Genomic DNA, 16643 nt, shown 5'->3' with positions numbered 1-16643 from the left:
CTCCGGTAAGGCCGGCTCAAACAGCAGTGTTTCCTGGTTCAGAGTGGATCTCCTGAAGGGCCTTTGGCTGGTGTGGGGGCTTCAAACGGTCGGCGGTGACGGTTCAAGCGCAGTTGCATTCGGTCTTCGGAGGCCAGCTCCATACCCATCTGGCGCTCGTAGATGGAATCCGGATTGAACAACCGGGCCACCAGGAAACTGGTGAGGCAGGCCACCAGGATGGGCTTGAGGATGAGCAGATCCTTGGTGAGCGCAAACGCCAGGAACATGGCTGATATCGGGGTTCGCGAACAGCCGGCAACGAAGGCACCCATGCCAGCGAACACGTAAGTGGTGGGAACGTGGCCGGTGAGGGCCTCAACGCCAATGCCGCCGGCCAAACCAATGGCTCCTCCCAGCGTCAGCATCGGCATGAACAGTCCCCCCGGTGCTCCTGAGCCCGCCGCTAGACCGGTACTGAAGAACAGCACCACAAAGCTGGCGAGGGCCAGGCTGATGTCGGCCTTGCCGGCTCCGATCAGGTGCTTCAGCTCGCTGGGGTTGTGGAAGGCGTCGGGCAGGGCCGCATAGACGCAGCCCAACACGAGTCCGCTCAGGGTCATGCGCAGAATCAGCCGGTCACCGAACCAACGGTTGCCCTGCCGCTGCATGGTGAGCACGTAGCGGGTGTACAGCTCCGCCAGCACGCCGATCACCACGCCGAGAGCGATCAGGTAAAGCAGATCGACAGGCAGGAAGCGCACCAGGGGGGTGTATTCCCGCTCCAGTTGAAAACCGATGGTGCTGTTCAACCCACTGCCCCCAGGGTCGAGACCGAGGAAGCCGAGCACATCCGCCAGGGTGTCGGCCGAGAAGGTGGTGATGATCACCAGCAACAGGACCACGGGCCTAGCGGAGTGGAGCAGCTCCTCGATGGCGTAGATGAATCCGCCGATGGGAGCGCTAAACACGGCGGCAATGCCTGCTCCGCCGCCTGCAGCGACAATCACTCGCCGAAAGGCCACCGGTGCCCGCAGCCAGCGCGACATCTGCCAGGCAACGGAGCCGCCCATCTGCACAGCTGGGCCTTCTGGGCCTAGAGGGAAGCCTGAGCCGATGGCAATGATGCCGGCCACGAGCTTCACCAGGCCCACCCGAAGCCCCATCGGCACCGACCTGTGGCGCAGGAAACCCATGATGTGGGTGATCCCCGCTCCGCCAGCTGCTGGAGACAGGTTGGTGATCAGCCAGGCGGAGACCATGCCCCCGATGGCGCCGAGGGCGGGGAGCACCACCCAGGCAGGAAATTCATCGAGCAGATCGAGCCGCCAGTCGCGCAGCAGGTTGATACCGCTGGTAAACAGCAGGCCGGTAATGGCTGCTCCGAGTCCAGTGAGCGCCAGAGCCAGCACCACCACCAGCCAGCGGCGCTCCAACAACCTCCTGATGCTCCGGCTGGAGCCCAGGAGGTGGCGTCGTTGTTTGGGTTCGCTCAGGGCTGGCACAGATGAGGTGATTAGGGATCAGGCCTGAGCCAGAACAGTTGCTTCATCGTCAGCACTGACCACACGCCCCTGGTCTTCAAAACCGCTGATCTGATCGAAGTTCAGATAGCGGTAGAGCTCATCGGAGAGGGGATCGATTTTCTCGGCCGCGATGCTGCTGTATTCCTCCGGGGTGGGGATTCGACCCAGCTGGGCGCAGACAGCGGCCAGTTCAGCGCTTCCCAGGTACACCTGAGCACCTTTGCCCAGGCGATTGTTGAAGTTGCGGGTGCTGGTGGAGAACACGGTGGTGTTGTCCTCCACGCGGGCCTGGTTGCCCATGCAAAGGGAGCAGCCTGGCATCTCCATGCGGGACCCTGCGGCCTCGAAGGTGGTGTAGTAGCCCTCGGCTTTCAGGGTTTCCTCGTCCATTCGAGTCGGGGGGCAGACCCAGAGGCGCGCCGTGTTCTGACCGGCGCCTTCCAGCACTTTCGCCGCGGCTCGGTAATGACCGATGTTGGTCATGCAGGAGCCGATGAAAACCTCCTGTACCGGGTCACCGGCCACCTCGCTGAGCAACTTCACGTTGTCGGGGTCATTGGGGCAGGCCACCACGGGTTCGGTGAGCTCGTTCAGATTGATTTCCAGTACTTCGGCGTACTCAGCGTCAGGGTCGGCGCTCATCAGCTGCGGGTTGGCCAGCCAGGCCTCCATCTCCTTGATCCGGCGGGCCAGGGTGCGGGCATCGCTGTAGCCGCGGGCGATCATGTTCTTAAGCAGCGCCACATTGCTGCGCAGGTATTCGCTCACCGTGTCTTCTGAGAGCTTGATGGTGCAGCCGGCGCAGGAGCGCTCGGCGCTGGCATCGGTGAGTTCAAAGGCTTGCTCCAGCTTCAAGTCGGGGAGACCTTCGATCTCCATGATCCGGCCATTGAACAGGTTTTTCTTGTTGGCCTTTTCAACGGTGAGTAGCCCCCGCTGAATGGCCACCCAGGGGATGGCATTCACCACATCCCGGAGGGTGACGCCGGGTTGCAATGACCCGCTGAAGCGCACCAGCACGGATTCCGGCATGTCCAGTGGCATGGCGCCGATGGCGGCCGCAAAGGCCACAACCCCGGAGCCTCCTGGGAAGGAAATGCCGAGGGGGAAGCGGGTGTGGCTGTCGCCGCCGGTGCCGACGGTGTCGGGGAGGAGCATCCGGTTCAGCCAGCTGTGGATGATGCCGTCACCCGGCCGCAGAGCCACGCCACCGCGTTGGGCGAAGAAGTCGGGCAAGTCCTTTTGGGTCTGCAGATCCACCGGCTTCGGATAGGCGGCGGTGTGGCAGAAGCTCTGCATCACTAGGTCGGAGGAAAAGCCCAGGCAGGCCAGTTCCTTCATTTCGTCCCGTGTCATCGGGCCGGTGGTGTCTTGGGAGCCGACGGTGGTCATCAGCGGCTCGCAGCTGGTGCCGGGTCGGACGCCGGCGAGGCCGCAGGCTTTGCCCACCATTTTCTGAGCCAGGGTGAAGCCCTTGCCTGTGTCCGCCGGTGCTGAGGGGCGGATGAACAGTTCCGAAGGGCTGAGGCCAAGCTTGGTGCGTATCTTGTCGGTGAGGGCGCGACCGATCATCAGGGGGATGCGACCGCCGGCCCGCACCTCGTCGCTAATCGTGGTGGGCTTGAGCTCGAACCGACTCACCACGGTGCCGTCGCGTTCGATCGTGCCGGCATTGGGTCGGATCGTGATGACATCACCGGTGTTCAGTTCACTGACATCGCATTCGATCGGTAGGGCGCCGGAGTCCTCGGCGGTGTTGAAGAAGATCGGGGCGATCTTGCCGCCAAGAATCACGCCACCGGCCCGTTTGTTGGGCACATGGGGAATGTCATTGCCGGTGTGCCACAGCACCGAGTTGATGGCGCTCTTGCGGGAGCTTCCTGTTCCCACCACGTCACCGACGTAAGCCACGGGATGGCCCTTGTCTTTCAGGGTCGCGATCGTTTTCAGACCCTCTGGATCTCGGGTTTCGAGCATCGCCAGGGCATGGAGAGGGATGTCCGGCCGGGTGGTGGCGTGGGTGGCCGGCGAGAGATCGTCTGTGTTGGTTTCGCCCTCGACCTTGAACACCGTGACGGTGATGCTGTCGGCCAGTTCCGGCTTGCAGGTGAACCACTCGGCTGCGGCCCAGCTGTCCACAACTTGTTGGGCAAAGCGGTTGCCTGCCGCCAGATCCATCACTTCGTTGAACGCGTCGTAAACAAGCAGCGTTCGGCTGAGTCCCTCCGCAGCACAGCCGGCTAGTGCAGCGTCAGGGTTCTTCAGCAGCTCGATCAGGGCGGCCACGTTGTATCCGCCCACCATCGTCCCCAGCAGGCGCGTGGCTTCCAGCGGTGACACCAGGGGACTGGTGGCTTCTCCTTGGGCCACCGCGCTGAGCCATGTGGCCTTCACGTAAGCGGCTTCATCCACACCCGGGGGGATCCGGTCGCTCAGCAGGTGCATCAGGAACGCTTCTTCGCCGGCAGGAGGGTTCTGCAGCAGTTCGGTCAGTCCCTGGGTCTGCTCGGCGTTGAGCGGAAGAGCGGGAACGCCCTGGGCTTCCCGGGCGGCGGCCAGCTCGCGGTAAGCGCTCAGCATGGAGATCTCTGTTCAGGGACGAACACCATTCTTCCGGACCGTGTCTGTTGACAGTGAGCGGGGTGCGTAGCCTTGGTCGGACTCTCGCGTCCACTCATGGCCACCACCTCCGATTTGCATGTGGTGGAGACACGTCCCCTTGTTGCCCCTGCGGTGTTGCATCAGGAGCTGCCCATTGATGTGGCGGCACTCGAGACCGTGGCGTCCGCCCGCCAGCGCATCCAGGACATTCTCAGCGGTCGTGACGACCGCTTGCTGGTGGTGGTGGGTCCCTGCTCCGTGCACGATGTCAAAGCAGCCCGTGAGTATGCCCAGCGTTTGGCACCCATCCGTGAGCGCCTGAAGGATCAGTTGGATGTGGTAATGCGGGTGTACTTCGAGAAGCCCCGGACCACGGTCGGTTGGAAGGGGTTGATCAACGATCCCCATCTCGATGACTCCTATGACATCAACACGGGTCTGCGTCGGGCCAGGGGATTGCTGCTGGATCTCGCCCGTGAGGGAATGCCTGCTGCAACGGAACTGCTCGATCCAGTGGTTCCGCAGTACATCGCTGATCTGATCAGCTGGACTGCGATCGGTGCAAGGACGACGGAGAGTCAGACCCACCGTGAAATGGCGTCAGGTCTGTCGATGCCGATCGGCTACAAAAACAGCACGAACGGCAGCGCCATCATCGCGATCAATGCCATGCAGGCTGCCTCGAAGCCGCATCATTTTCTCGGCATCAATCGTGAGGGTCATGCCTCGATCGTCAGCACCACGGGCAACCCCTATGGACATCTCGTGCTGCGCGGAGGCAGCCGAGGCAGCAACTACCACCTGGAGGCCGTGCAGGCGGCCGCGGCGGAGTTGAGCCAGGCGGGTCTGCAGGACCGGCTGATGGTGGATTGCAGCCATGCCAACAGCAACAAAGATTTCCGGCGGCAGGCGGAGGTGCTGGCCAGCGTTGCCGAGCAGTTGCGGGGTGGGTCCAATCACGTGATGGGCGTCATGATTGAGAGCCATTTGGTAGAAGGCAATCAGAAGCTCAGCGCCGACTTGTCGCAGCTGACCTACGGCCAGAGCGTCACGGATGCCTGCATCAGCCTCGAGACCACCGAAGCGCTGCTGGATGATCTGGCCGCGGCCGTAGCCAGTCGCAAACAGACGGTCACTGCTTGAGATCAGACCACCAGTCGACTCCACAGAACGCCAACGCTGAGGGGAACGCTGAGGTTGTCGAGTCCGCGCCAGCTGAGCTGTTCCAGGCCGGTTGCGATGGCCACCATGCTCAAGGCTGCTGGCAGGGGCAGGTCAGCCCCCGACCATCGGGCCAGTCCGATCAGCACCAGGCCCGTGACACCTGCCATGGTCATGGTGCCAACGGTTGACTTGGTCTGACCGAAGAGCTCCCATTTCGGTGAGTCGACGCCCCTGCCGATCAACCCTGCTAACCCATCTCCCAGTGCCATCACGAGAACCCCTGCGGAAACGGCATCGGCTCGGGTTGGCCAGAACAGCAGAAGCAGCGTTGTGATTGCTATTCCGTAGGCGATTGTGCCGTAGCTGTTGCGATTGACATCCTCAACGGCGGGGATGAAGCGCCATTGGTGGTTGATCGCCGTAGCAAGAGTGATCACCATCGCAACTGGGATGGCGACAACGAAAGGAATCTGAAAGACCCAGGCCATCGGAACCACGGCTCCGGTTCCGATGTGCACAATTTTTCGACTGAGTTCCCGTTGGTTCGGACGAAGGCGACGACACAACACGGCTCCCGCTGTCACCATCGCCATCCAGCAGAAGATGGCGATGGGTCCGGTGATGGAAAGCAAGTTGCTTATGCGGCTTGTTGGTGGTTTGTCATGGCCCGCAGCTTGAGAATCGCCTTGGCTTCCAGCTGTCGGACGCGCTCGCGAGACACATTGATCTGACGACCGATCTCCGCAAGGGTCAGAGGCTCTTCACCGCCAAGACCGAACCGCAACTTCAGAATCTTTTGCTCGCGCTCGTTCAGTTGAGACAGCCAGCCACCGAGATGTTCTTTCTGGATACTGCGATCCATCCCTTCCATCGGCTCTTCACCATTGGGATCCGGGATCAGTTCGCCAAGGGTGCTGCGATCTTCCTCGCCACGGGCATGGGCATCCAGCGATGCACAGGGTGCGCTCTGGGACATCAGATCTTCCAGTTCCCTGGGTTCGATGCCCATGGCACTCGCCAACTCAAGCCGATTTGGTTGACGACCGAAGCGGTGGGATAGTTCTCGGGAGATGCGACGCATCTTCGAGAGTTTTTCGCTGATGTGGATCGGCAGGCGAATGGTTCGGGCGCTGTTGTCGATGGCCCGCGTCATGCCCTGGCGAATCCACCAGTAGGCATAGGTGGAGAATTTGTAGCCCATGGCGGGGTCGAACTTGTCGACCGCTCGCTCCAAGCCAATGGCACCTTCCTGAACCAGGTCGAGAAGTTCAAGACCTTGGTTCTGGTATTTCTTGGCCACACTCACCACGAGGCGGAGGTTGGCTGCCATCATCCGATCGCGGGCCCGTTTGCCCATGCGGATCTTGTGCCGATGCCGAGAGGTCAGCTCCTCCTCAGGCAACTCCTGAAGTTGTTTCATTGCTTGCACATGATGTGCAAGTTCGATTTCTTCGGCTGCCGTCAGCAACGGAATACGTCCGATGCTGCTCAAGTAAAAACCGATGGAGTCGGTGGCGAGCCGCCCTCCTTGTCGCGAAGATGGTCGACGTCCAGTGGACGGCAACGCAGGTTCCTTCCGGGACGACTGATGCGTCGTGCCGGAAGATTCCAGAGGGATCCCCATCACCCTGGTCTCCTGAATGAATTTGGGCTGAACTTAGCACCGAGCAACAGCGATGACTGTTTCGAATCGGAAGAATTTCCGGATCTAAATCTTTTCGTTCTCGAAGCAACTGTTGCGGGCGTGATCGTGGCTGCTTCAAGTTTGTTTTTGAAGTGATGTTGTATCGGACATCACAGACGCAGCGCTCTTGAAAAAACCAAAGAATTACAAGGATTGGATGCCCTTGCTCCATTCCTTGACCAATTGAATCTGGGAATTGCGTTCTGGGGCCTCATTTGTTGGTTTGCGCTGTGTAAACGTGCCGTTGCTCTGCATGTCCCAGGCGCCCTGGTTGTCATTCAGGTAAAGCTGCAGCAGGCGTTCCAGTTTCTGGCGATGTTCTGGATCTTCGATTGGTGTGACCGCTTCAATCCGTCGGTCCAGGTTGCGGCTCATCCAGTCGGCACTGCCGATATAAACCTCTGGAGAGCCACCGTTGGCAAACCAAAAGATCCTCGAATGTTCCAGGAATTGGCCGATGATGCTGATCACCCGAATGTTTTCGCTCAACCCCTGGCGGTTTGGATACAGGCTGCACATGCCGCGAATGATCAATTCGATCTTCACTCCGGCTTGAGACGCTTCATAAAGAAGCGAAATGATGCTGGGATCGACCAGGGAATTCATTTTGGCTCGGATCACGGCCTGTCTGCCTTGTTGGGCATGCTCAATCTCTCGGCGTATCAACAGCTCCATACCTTTTCGCAACGTGACGGGGGCCACGAGCAAGCGACGGAAGCTTTGCTGCTTCGAAAAACCGGTGAGGTAATTGAACAGTTCAACCAGGTCTTGTCCCAGCTCTTGGTTGGCTGTGAGCAGGCCTAGATCGGTGTAAAGCTTCGAAGTCTTGGAGTTGTAGTTGCCAGTGCCGATGTGCACATAACTCTGCAGCTTCTCTTTCTCCTTACGAACCACCAGAACGATCTTGGTGTGCGTTTTGAGCCCAAGCACGCCGTAGACAACGTGAACCCCTGACTGCTCCAGGTGCCGGGCCCATTGAATGTTGTTGTCTTCGTCAAATCGCGCTTTCAATTCCACCAGTGCCATCACCTGCTTGCCGTTTTCAGCAGCGCGGATCAGGGCAGCGATGATCGGAGAGTCTTTGGAGGTGCGGTAGAGCGTCATCTTGATGCCCATCACCTGGGGATCGTCCGCTGCCTGATTGATGAACTCTTCGACGGTTGTGGAGAAGAGCTCGTAGGGATGATGCAGAAGGATGTCTTGACGACGAATCACCGAGAAGATCGATTCGAATTCATCCGCTTTGATCGCGCCCTCTTCAACCAGGTGCTGCTGACTGCGTGCAAGCACAGCCGGTGTTTGGCCTCCCTGGGTACGACTTTTGAGTTTCGGCAGTGATAGCCCGGTCAGCCCGAAGAGGTCGTCCAGGCCCAGGGGTCCATCGATTACGTAAAGGTCTTCCTCTTCCACGCTCAACCCGGTCATCAGCATCTCCACAACGTCTCTTGGCATCTCGTTGGGAACTTCGAGGCGCACCACCTCACCGCCCATCCGTCGTTTCCGCAGCCCTTGTTCCAGGGCCAGCATCAGGTCATCGGCTTCCAGATCCCTCAGTTCCAGATCCGCATCCCGCGTCACGCGGAAGAAGTAGTGACCTTCGATCGTCATGCCGGGAAACAGCACCTCAAGGTTGAAGGCGATCACCTGCTCGAGAGCAATGGCGGTGTGAACTGGTTTGTCCTCAGTTCCGCTCAGTTCTGAGGGGATGGCGATGAAACGAGCAAGATTCTTCTGCGGAACTTTGACGCGTGCAAATTGACGTTGCCCTGTTTCCGGGTCAACAACCACGGCGGCGACGTTCAGGCTCAGATTGCTGACAAAGGGGAATGGATGAGCTGGGTCCACAGCCAGGGGCGTCAGCACCGGAAACACCGACGTCTGGAAGGTGTTGTCAACCCAGGTGCGCTGGTCTTCGTTGAGTTGTTTGTAATCGAGCAGTTCAACGTTGTGTTCCAGCAGCTTTGGCTTCAGGTGTTGGCGGTAGTGCACCTGTTGCTGCTTCAGCAGGGGAATGAGTTGCTCTCGGATCGCAAGCAGCTGCTCCAGGGGTGACTTGCCATCCTCACTCGGTTTGCTGACGCCGGCCTCCACCTGTGACTTCAGGGAAGCCACGCGAACCATGAAGAATTCGTCGAGGTTGTTGCTGAAAATGGCGCTGAACTTCGCTTGATCCAGCAAGGGTGTGCGCGGATCAAGGGCCTGGGCTAACACCCTCTCGTTGAAGGCGATCCAGCTCAGCTCCCGGTTGATGTAGTGCTCCGGGGCTAGGGCTGCTGCGCACATGGGCTGAACGGCTCGGCGTTCGTGTTGTTAGCCAAAACGTAGCAATCAGGATTCGCTTGTTCGTGTATCGGAGATGTCTGGAAGAGGGCTTCCGGCGACCAGGCCGATCACAAGCACCAGAACGGTTGCCGCTGCTGCAAAGGGACTCACAGGACCGAGCAGGTCGTAGCTCAACCCTGCCAAAGGGGGTCCGAGAAAGCTTCCCAAACTTTGCAGGGCCTGAAGGCTGCCCAAGGCGCTGCCTTGCCCCTCCCTGCCTAGGCGTCTGGACACCAGGCTGCGCAGGCTTGGTGTGACCAGGCCTGTGCCCAGAGCAAGGATTCCGACGGCGGTAAAAATCGCGCCGGCTCGGTCTGATGAGCCGACGCTGGGGATCAGCAGGCATCCAATGATCACCAGACCCAGGCCGAGCAAGGTCAGACGCCATTCACCGAACCGCTTGACCAGGGGACCGATCAGCCCTCCCTGGACCACGGTGGCGACCACTCCCACCACAAGGAATGCGGTGGTGGCCAGCTCAGGGCCCCAGCCGAAGCGCTGCTTGAAATAGAGCACCAGGATGGCTGTGAATCCGTTGAAGGCCAGGAAGAAGAGGAAAAATGCAGCGCAGAGTCGACCCACGCTGGGGTTCATCAGCACTTGGCTCAGCCGTGCAAACGGATTCAGGTCGCGTTTTCTGGGAAGGCTTTTGCGGGAGTCTTGGGGATGGGTCTCCGGCAGCAGATTGAGCACCACCAAGAGGTTGAGTGCAGCGAATCCTGTGGCGACCCAAACGGGAAGTGACACCGCCACCCGGGCCAGTTGTCCTCCAACGAAGGGGCCAAGGATGAAACCCAAGCCAAAGGCCACGCCGATTAATCCGAAGGCACGGGCTCGTTTGTCAGGAGGCGTGATGTCGGCAAGCACTGCGCTAGCCGTTGCAGCCGTACCGCCGCTGATGCCGTCAATGATCCGCGCTGCGAACAGCATCAGCAAGGGCAGAAGGCTTTGGCTGGGCCAAGGCAGGGAAACGGTTACTGCAAACAGCCCGAGTCCAAGAACTGAGCCTGCGACGCAGATGCTGATCACGGGTCGGCGCCCGTAACGATCACTCAGCGCTCCGATCAACGGGGTCACCAGGAATTGAGCGAGTGCATAGCTCCCCGCCAGCAGGCCCAGGGTTCGTCCGTCTGGGGCGAACTGGGCCAGGAGAAATGGCAACAGCGGAAAAACAATGCTTTCGCTGAGCCGGTCGTTGAGCAGCGTGAGAAATGCGCTGAGCAGTGTGGGAATCCGGGGACGCTGCAAGCTTGTCGCCACACAGGAGAGACTCACATTCCCACAGGCGGTTGCCATGGCTTTGCGTCCGATTGCTCCGGAGGATCAATCGCTTCTGCGGGAGATCTATGCCGACGCGATCGAATCGCAGGCCCCTCTTCTCTATTCAGAGGAACAAGTCAGAGCCTGGGCAGCCCTGGCCTGGTTGCCCGGTGTGCTGGATGCGACGTTCCGGGATGGCTCGGGTTGGCTGACCACGGACGGTTCAGCTTTTGCGATCCGTCATCCCGAAGACCGTCTGTCGCTGCTCTACTGCCGCGGTCGGGCATCGCGGCGCGGCCATGGCAGTGCCCTTCTGAACCAGATTGAGGCTGATGCGTTGGCGTCCGGCGTCCTGCAATTGCGGACGGAGGCCAGCCAGCTCAGCCGATCGTTGCTGCAGCGTCGTGGCTGGGTGGTGGAGTCGCCGGAAACAATCCTGATCGGAGGCGTGCCGTTTGAGCGCTATCGGATGGTCAAGCTGCTTCGCCAAGCGCACAGTTGATCCAGCCTGGCTTGGGCCTGCCCCGTCTGCATGACGGATTCCGCCCGTTGAATGCCCAGTTCCAGGGATTCACTGCAGCCGGAGAACCATAAATAGGCGCCGGCATTCCAGCGCAGGGCATCGCAGAGAGGGCCTTTGTTCTGCAGGGCGTCCCGCGCCTGCTCGGCCCAGGTGCTTTCGTCAGCCCATTCCACGTCGGCGTCATGGCAACCATGGTCGCGGGGATGCAGAATCAACCGCTCTGCTTCACCGTTCCGCACCCGTGCCGTGATGCAGGCACGGCCGATGGGCAGGTCGGTTCCTCCTTCCAAACCCTTCACGGTGAGGACATCGGTCTCGCCGCCTTGCTTGAGGGCTTCCCAGGCGCGGGCCTCGGTTGGCGGGTGCACAAAGCCACTGACGAGAAGGTGGTCGCCTTGATGGGGAGTCCAGAGCAATTCCAGGCTGGCGACCGGGGGACGCTTGCCCAGTTCTTCGCGGTAACCGATCAGTGTTTCCGCGATGGGGAAGTGATCCGGTTGATGGATCAGGGCGAAGCCGTTTTGCTGGAACCCGTCTGCAACGGCGCTGATCGGCAGGCCTGAGAGGTCGAGATTGAGAAGGCGGAACAGATCAACAGCGGTGACGCCGTATTTGATCGGCATCCGGTCACCGCCCTGCAGAACCACCGGCTGGTCACAGGCCAGAAGCACCAATGTGGTGAGCGGGTAAATCGGTGCTGTCCGCGTGCGTCCGTCGTAGGGCATGCCGAAACACAGCGGTGCTCGACTGCCGGCCATCGACTGCAGCACCGGCCCATGGGTTCGGTAGGTGTCGAGCATCCCCGTGAGTTCTTGGGGTTCGGGCCGTCGGATGCGATGGGCAATCAGAAAGGCTCCGATTTGTGCGGGCGTCGCTGCGCCCTGCAACATCAGCTCCATGGCATCAGCCGCTTCCTCGCGACTCATGCCCTTGCTGGTGTGTTCACCGCTTCCCACCTTGCGCAGGTGCTGTTTGAAGCGGTCGCGGCCGGAGAGAACTCCGCTCATCTCAAAGTTCCGGCCTAAAGATTTGGTCAGTCTTCAGGAGCGACTGACCCGGCAGGGGTAGCAATTGCTACGAAAGCTCAGGGCCCGCCTAGACGGGATAGCCCCTCGAAGCTGCCATGACGTGGATGCTCCGGGTGGTGGCGGCCATCGGCGTAATAGAGCCGTTCCAGCATCAGTTGGGGTGCTGTGGTCGGTGGAAGGAATTGCCCCTGAAGCAGGCTTGCCATGGATTGGAAAAATTGGCTCATCGAAATTCTTCTTTGAATTCAATTTCACTCGCACCACGAGCCTGTTGGCTGTGCCGATTGCTTCAAAACAGGCTGTTGTTTTGTAGTTGATGCTTCATTGTTAAGTCAGTGTTTGCGCAACAGTTTCTGAGCTGCTGAGACGTTCCGGTTTGGAACGCTGTTTTTGAGGCGGCAATAACAACTTTTCGTTTAATCATGACTGTTTCAGCTGTTCCTTCGACCCCGTCGTTGTCAGCTCCTTCTCAGGAGACCGTCACAGCCAGCTTGATGGCTGCCAAGAAAGCCAAGGGAATGAGCTTTGCCGATCTGGAAGCGGCCATGGGCCTTGATGAGGTCTGGATTGCTTCATTGTTCTACGGTCAAGCCACGGCCTCGAAGGAAGAGGCTGACAAGCTGGCTGCGCTTCTTTCCCTTGATCCGGCCATCACCGCGGCTTTGCAGGAGTTCCCCACCAAGGGAAGTCTTGATCCTGTGATCCCCACCGATCCCTTGATCTATCGCTTCTACGAGATCATGCAGGTCTATGGAATGCCTCTGAAGGATGTCATCCAGGAGCATTTTGGTGATGGCATCATGAGCGCGATCGATTTCACCCTCGATGTCGACAAAGTGGAAGATCCCAAAGGTGATCGGGTCAAAATCACCATGTGCGGCAAGTTTCTGCCTTACAAAAAGTGGTGAACAACCAGTTGTCTTGATTAAAGACATCAAGGCCCCGCAAAAGCGGGGCTTTTTTATTGGCGAAACTGTTGGCTGAGCTGGGTGCTTGCCATCTTCCTTCGAGTGTCGTCATTCAGTTCTTCGCTCAGTTCCAGCAGACAGCGCTGACTGGCAGGTGTGGCGATGCAACCCAGCGCGCGGAATGCTGCCTCTGCAACAGGGAGGGAACCGTTGCGACACAGTTCTGCCAGCTTTTCGCTGATCAACCCGCCATCGCGGCGTTGCAGAACCCGAATAGCGGCCACAACGACTGGATCGCGAAAATCATTCAAGACTTCTTGGCAGAACTGCAGCAGTTCGCCGTCGTCGAGGCAGTGGGACCGGAAGCTGAGCAGTTGCAGACCGGCGAGGCGGTGCAGTTGGCCTGGGTGATGCAGGCAATTCACTACAACTGACTCTGGAACCTCGGCTCCCCAGCAGGCCAGAGCCTGAACCACCATCAGGTTGGCGTCCTCGTTGTCCGAGGTTTGCTCGAGTTGAACTAACAACCAATCGCGGGCTTCGCTCTGGTGGCACAGCCCTGCTGCCATCACTAAATCGGTTTGAACCCCATGGTTGGCGAGGAGTTCTTGGATGACGGGCCAGCCCCGCTCGGCCTGCATCCCCAGTTTTTCGCAGAGGGCTCGCCGCAGATCAATAGAAAGGCTGGGGGAGTAGACCTCCCCCAGCCAAGCGGGCTCCAAAGGAGCGCGTCGTGATCGGGCGAGCCGTTCCCAGAGAACGGCTTCGTCGTTCATGGATGGATCAGCGGGCACCCAGTTCTGCAGCGAGCTCACGCTCCAGCTTTTCATCGTGCTCGGTCGGCAGCACGTTCTCCATCTGAGTGCGGTGGGTGCTGTAGAAGAGCATGCCGATGAACACCATGCCGCCCACGATGTTGCCCAGGGTGACCGGCAGGAAGTTCCAGAAGATCACCTTGGTGAAGGGGACACCTGAACCAAGGATCGGACCGGCGGTGTGAAGGAACTGGTTCACCACGATGTGCTCCATGCCCATCGATTGGAAGGCCGTGATCGGAAGCCAGCAGGCCAGGATTTTGCCAGGAACGCTCTTGCTCACCAGAGCCATGGTTACGCCAAGGCAGACCAGCCAGTTGGCCACCACTCCGCGCAGGAAGGCGAGGAAAAAGCCCATGCTTCCCAGGGCCTCGTACTTCTTCTCAACGTTGATTTGATTGAGAGCCATGATCTTCTGGGCCACGGCATCCCAGATCGGCGGGCCGACATTGTCAGCAGCGCCATCCATGGTGCCGCTGGTGAGGCTGATCGCCATGATCACGGCCACAACTGCGGTGCCGATCCAGTTGCCGATCCAGACCCAGACCCAATTGCGGAAGGTGGCGCCCCAGGTGCTTTTGCCAGCCCAGGTGGCCATCGGCAGCAGCGCAAAGTTACCGGTGACCAGCTCCATGCCGAACAGCACGATGCTGGCGAAGCCGAAGGGGAACAGCAGCGAGCCGACGAAGGGCGCTTTCACGGTGATGCCCACGGTCAGGGCCAGGATCACTGCCAGGCCAAGGATGGCTCCGGAGTAAAAGCCGCGGATCAGCAGGTTCTTCACGCTGACCGTTGATTTTTTGCCGCCGGCGGCAATCATGCCGTCGACAAGCTCATTAGGTAGGACGTAGTCCATCGGTTGAGATTGAGAGTTGGACGAAGGTTTGATGTCAGCCGCTGATGCGGTTCATCAGGCGGGAGAACAGATCAGGGCTGCCGCCCTGACGGTTGATGGCGGCTCCGTCGCGACCACTGGCGCTAAGCCAGTTGACGAAACGAGAGAACACGTCGTTGCGGTTGGCCATGACGGTGAGGGGGTGTGGTCGTTGCGTTGGAGCCGTGACTTCAAAAGGAAGCGTCACGGCGACAGCAGCGATCAGGCCTTCGGGGTGGCCCCAAACTTGTCGATCAACACCTCTTTCAGAGCTGCCTTGATCTCATCGGCGGGGATGGCCTTGCGGTGGATTTCGCCGATGCTTGGGTTGGCGCCTTGGGAACCGCCGATGGTCATCGTGTAGCCCTCGCCCATCACGCCTTCACTGTTTTTTGCCTTGGTGCCGGTGAGGCCGATGGCACCCATGTAGGCCTGGCCGCAGGTGTTGGGGCAGCCGGTCCAGTGGATCTTCAGCTCGTCGGGAAGGTTGAGCTCCTGATCCAGTTCCTTGGCTGCTTCAAGGGCTTGGTCTTTGGTGTTGGTTAGGGCAAAGCCGCAGTAGGTGTTGCCGGTGCAGGACACCGTTCCAGCCGAGATGTGACCAGGTTCCAGAGGGAAGCGCTGCACGAGGGCATCGGCCTTCAAGGCTTCCCGTTTGTCGTTGGCCAGTCCCACGAGAATGACGTTCTGATCTTCCGTGAGACGCACTTCGCCGCTGCCGTAATTGAGGCTTGCGGTGGCCAAATCCTGAAGATCCTGGGCGGTCAGGCGGCCGACTGGAACGTGCAGACCGGCGTAGGACAGGCCCTCCTGTTTCTGGGGATGGAATCCGTAGTGGGAGCGGGGCGTGGTGTTGAACACGGAGCCAGGATCCGATGTCAGCGGACCGAAGAGTTCTTCCACTTGGCTGCGGAACACGTCGTGGCCCACCTGATCCAGATAGAGGCGGAAGCGGCCTTTGGGGCGCTTGTCCCGTTCGCCGTTGTCGCGCCAGAGCCGGATCACGGCGTCGGTCATCTTGCAGATTTCGTCAGGCTTCACCCAGGCATTCAGAGGAATGGCATAGGCATTCATCTGCGATGACAGAACACCGCCGATCCACACACCAAAACCCATCACCCCATCCCGTTCCACGGGATGAAAGACGATGTCGTTGTGGAGCAGGAAGTTGTCCTTCGCCCCTGCAACGGCTGTGTTCCACTTGCGGGGCAAGTTGGAATACTCCGGGTTCCCTTGGCAGTTGTTGGTGAGGAAGTTCTGCAGCTCGGTTGTGTAGGGCCGCGTGTCGACGATCTCGTTGGGATCGATGCCGGCGATTGGGTTGCCAGTGACGTTGCGGGGATTGTCGAAGCCGGATTGAATCGTGCTGAGACCTGCTTCCGTTAGTCGTTTAAGAATCTCTGGCAGGTCGCCCAGCAGCACACCACGCAACTGAAGGTTCTGCCGAGTGGTGATGTCGCAACTGCCGTTTTCGCCGTAGCGCTCGACGATCGAACCAACCACACGAAGTTGATCTGCGGTTAGTACTCCATTGGGCACACGCAGGCGGAGCATGAACTTGCCTGGCGTTTTCGGACGCCAGAACATGCCGTACCACTTCAAACGCAGTTGAAGGTCGGTCTCATCCACCTGCTCCCAGCCGAGTTCGGCGAATTTCTCGATCTCGCTACCGACCAACAGGCCATCCTTGGCCGCCTTGTTCTGCTCGATCTTGTTGAGCTTCTTGCCATCCAGGTAAGGCCTGGAGGGAGAGCTAGTAGTCATAAGTCGATTGAAAAGTGGGCGGATTGATTGCTCAAAGACGAGGTGCGAATCAATCGAGATGGCCCGAAGACCGGCAACGCTTCAAAACGAAGGGTGCGTTGGGTTGATTGAATAATCACCGTGATGGGAACCCTGGTCCGTAACAAAGAGAACACTTTTGGAGTTGATCGATTGCAGGGCTCTGATTTGGCCAAT

At 59.6% G+C, this 16643-nt stretch carries 15 protein-coding genes; 3 read left to right on the top strand and 12 right to left on the bottom strand.

Annotated elements, in window-relative coordinates:
- Positions 1-38: 38 nt before the first annotated feature.
- Both FZZ92_RS06015 and acnB read right to left on the bottom strand, forming a co-directional pair.
- The gene (locus FZZ92_RS06015) at positions 39-1484 is read right to left on the bottom strand and encodes a ClC family H(+)/Cl(-) exchange transporter (protein WP_115024683.1); all 1446 of its coding nucleotides are present in this window, start codon (positions 1482-1484) and stop codon (positions 39-41) included.
- 18 nt (positions 1485-1502) lie between these two features.
- Positions 1503-4085, bottom strand: a complete 2583-nt coding sequence (gene acnB / locus FZZ92_RS06010; protein ID WP_226422787.1) for a bifunctional aconitate hydratase 2/2-methylisocitrate dehydratase — start codon at positions 4083-4085, stop codon at positions 1503-1505.
- A 96-nt stretch (positions 4086-4181) separates the two neighbouring features.
- Between acnB and FZZ92_RS06005 the strand changes: the two genes are divergently transcribed.
- Positions 4182-5249: a 3-deoxy-7-phosphoheptulonate synthase gene (locus FZZ92_RS06005; protein ID WP_115025020.1), complete on the top strand. Its 1068-nt coding sequence runs from the start codon at positions 4182-4184 to the stop codon at positions 5247-5249.
- 2 nt (positions 5250-5251) lie between these two features.
- On the opposite strand, the gene FZZ92_RS06000 is transcribed toward FZZ92_RS06005, so the two are convergent.
- The 4 genes from FZZ92_RS06000 to FZZ92_RS05985 all read right to left on the bottom strand — a co-directional run bounded on the left by FZZ92_RS06000 (position 5252) and on the right by FZZ92_RS05985 (position 10572).
- Complete coding sequence (locus FZZ92_RS06000) at positions 5252-5902, bottom strand: diacylglycerol/polyprenol kinase family protein (RefSeq protein WP_226422786.1); 651 nt, start codon at positions 5900-5902, stop codon at positions 5252-5254.
- Between the two features lie 5 nt (positions 5903-5907).
- On the bottom strand, positions 5908-6894 hold the full coding sequence (locus FZZ92_RS05995; RefSeq protein ID WP_226397537.1) for an RpoD/SigA family RNA polymerase sigma factor: 987 nt from the start codon (positions 6892-6894) through the stop codon (positions 5908-5910).
- Between the two features lie 204 nt (positions 6895-7098).
- Positions 7099-9237, bottom strand: coding sequence for a polyphosphate kinase 1 (gene ppk1, locus FZZ92_RS05990; RefSeq protein ID WP_226422785.1), 2139 nt, complete (start codon positions 9235-9237; stop codon positions 7099-7101).
- 45 nt (positions 9238-9282) lie between these two features.
- Positions 9283-10572, bottom strand: a complete 1290-nt coding sequence (locus FZZ92_RS05985) for an MFS transporter (protein ID WP_115024678.1) — start codon at positions 10570-10572, stop codon at positions 9283-9285.
- Between FZZ92_RS05985 and FZZ92_RS05980 the strand changes: the two genes are divergently transcribed.
- Positions 10571-11038, top strand: coding sequence for a GNAT family N-acetyltransferase (locus FZZ92_RS05980; RefSeq protein WP_226422784.1), 468 nt, complete (start codon positions 10571-10573; stop codon positions 11036-11038). The genes FZZ92_RS05985 and FZZ92_RS05980 overlap by 2 nt on opposite strands.
- Here FZZ92_RS05980 and FZZ92_RS05975 read toward each other — a convergent pair.
- Positions 10999-12066: an anthranilate phosphoribosyltransferase family protein gene (locus FZZ92_RS05975; protein WP_226408605.1), complete on the bottom strand. Its 1068-nt coding sequence runs from the start codon at positions 12064-12066 to the stop codon at positions 10999-11001. The two genes, FZZ92_RS05980 and FZZ92_RS05975, sit on opposite strands and share 40 nt — an antisense overlap.
- A 77-nt stretch (positions 12067-12143) precedes the next feature.
- On the bottom strand, positions 12144-12314 hold the full coding sequence (locus tag FZZ92_RS05970; protein WP_226422783.1) for a cyanate hydratase: 171 nt from the start codon (positions 12312-12314) through the stop codon (positions 12144-12146).
- Positions 12315-12509: 195 nt separating this feature from the next.
- Between FZZ92_RS05970 and cynS the strand changes: the two genes are divergently transcribed.
- Positions 12510-12995, top strand: coding sequence for a cyanase (gene cynS, locus FZZ92_RS05965; RefSeq protein ID WP_170951222.1), 486 nt, complete (start codon positions 12510-12512; stop codon positions 12993-12995).
- A 53-nt stretch (positions 12996-13048) separates the two neighbouring features.
- Here the strand turns inward: cynS and FZZ92_RS05960 are convergent, their stop codons facing one another.
- From FZZ92_RS05960 to FZZ92_RS05945, 4 genes are read right to left on the bottom strand one after another with little or no spacing between them, the layout of a single operon-like run.
- Entirely contained in the window at positions 13049-13771 is a 723-nt protein-coding gene (locus FZZ92_RS05960) for a HEAT repeat domain-containing protein (RefSeq protein WP_226422874.1), read from the bottom strand.
- A 7-nt stretch (positions 13772-13778) separates the two neighbouring features.
- Entirely contained in the window at positions 13779-14666 is an 888-nt protein-coding gene (locus tag FZZ92_RS05955; RefSeq protein WP_226422782.1) for a formate/nitrite transporter family protein, read from the bottom strand.
- Positions 14667-14700: 34 nt separating this feature from the next.
- Positions 14701-14892, bottom strand: coding sequence for a hypothetical protein (locus FZZ92_RS05950; RefSeq protein WP_226422781.1), 192 nt, complete (start codon positions 14890-14892; stop codon positions 14701-14703).
- Positions 14893-14906: 14 nt separating this feature from the next.
- Entirely contained in the window at positions 14907-16448 is a 1542-nt protein-coding gene (locus tag FZZ92_RS05945; RefSeq protein WP_226422780.1) for a ferredoxin--nitrite reductase, read from the bottom strand.
- Positions 16449-16643 lie beyond the last annotated feature (195 nt).

The sequence above is a fragment of the Synechococcus sp. MU1611 genome (genome assembly GCF_020514255.1).
In the GTDB taxonomy this organism is placed as follows: Bacteria; Cyanobacteriota; Cyanobacteriia; order PCC-6307; family Cyanobiaceae; genus Parasynechococcus.
The sequence above is the reverse complement of the archived record's forward strand: the minus strand, read 5'-3'. Positions and strand labels throughout refer to the sequence as shown.

Coding starts and splice junctions, on each gene's coding strand:
- FZZ92_RS05970 (WP_226422783.1), bottom strand. CDS start 12,314: ATGAGCCAATTTTTCCAATCCATGGCAAGCCTGCTTCAGGGGCAATTC.
- FZZ92_RS05975 (WP_226408605.1), bottom strand. CDS start 12,066: ATGAGCGGAGTTCTCTCCGGCCGCGACCGCTTCAAACAGCACCTGCGC.
- FZZ92_RS05955 (WP_226422782.1), bottom strand. CDS start 14,666: ATGGACTACGTCCTACCTAATGAGCTTGTCGACGGCATGATTGCCGCC.
- FZZ92_RS05995 (WP_226397537.1), bottom strand. CDS start 6,894: ATGGGGATCCCTCTGGAATCTTCCGGCACGACGCATCAGTCGTCCCGG.
- acnB (WP_226422787.1), bottom strand. CDS start 4,085: ATGCTGAGCGCTTACCGCGAGCTGGCCGCCGCCCGGGAAGCCCAGGGC.
- FZZ92_RS05960 (WP_226422874.1), bottom strand. CDS start 13,771: ATGAACGACGAAGCCGTTCTCTGGGAACGGCTCGCCCGATCACGACGC.
- FZZ92_RS05945 (WP_226422780.1), bottom strand. CDS start 16,448: ATGACTACTAGCTCTCCCTCCAGGCCTTACCTGGATGGCAAGAAGCTC.
- FZZ92_RS05985 (WP_115024678.1), bottom strand. CDS start 10,572: ATGGCAACCGCCTGTGGGAATGTGAGTCTCTCCTGTGTGGCGACAAGC.
- cynS (WP_170951222.1), top strand. CDS start 12,510: ATGACTGTTTCAGCTGTTCCTTCGACCCCGTCGTTGTCAGCTCCTTCT.
- ppk1 (WP_226422785.1), bottom strand. CDS start 9,237: ATGTGCGCAGCAGCCCTAGCCCCGGAGCACTACATCAACCGGGAGCTG.
- FZZ92_RS05980 (WP_226422784.1), top strand. CDS start 10,571: ATGGCTTTGCGTCCGATTGCTCCGGAGGATCAATCGCTTCTGCGGGAG.
- FZZ92_RS06005 (WP_115025020.1), top strand. CDS start 4,182: ATGGCCACCACCTCCGATTTGCATGTGGTGGAGACACGTCCCCTTGTT.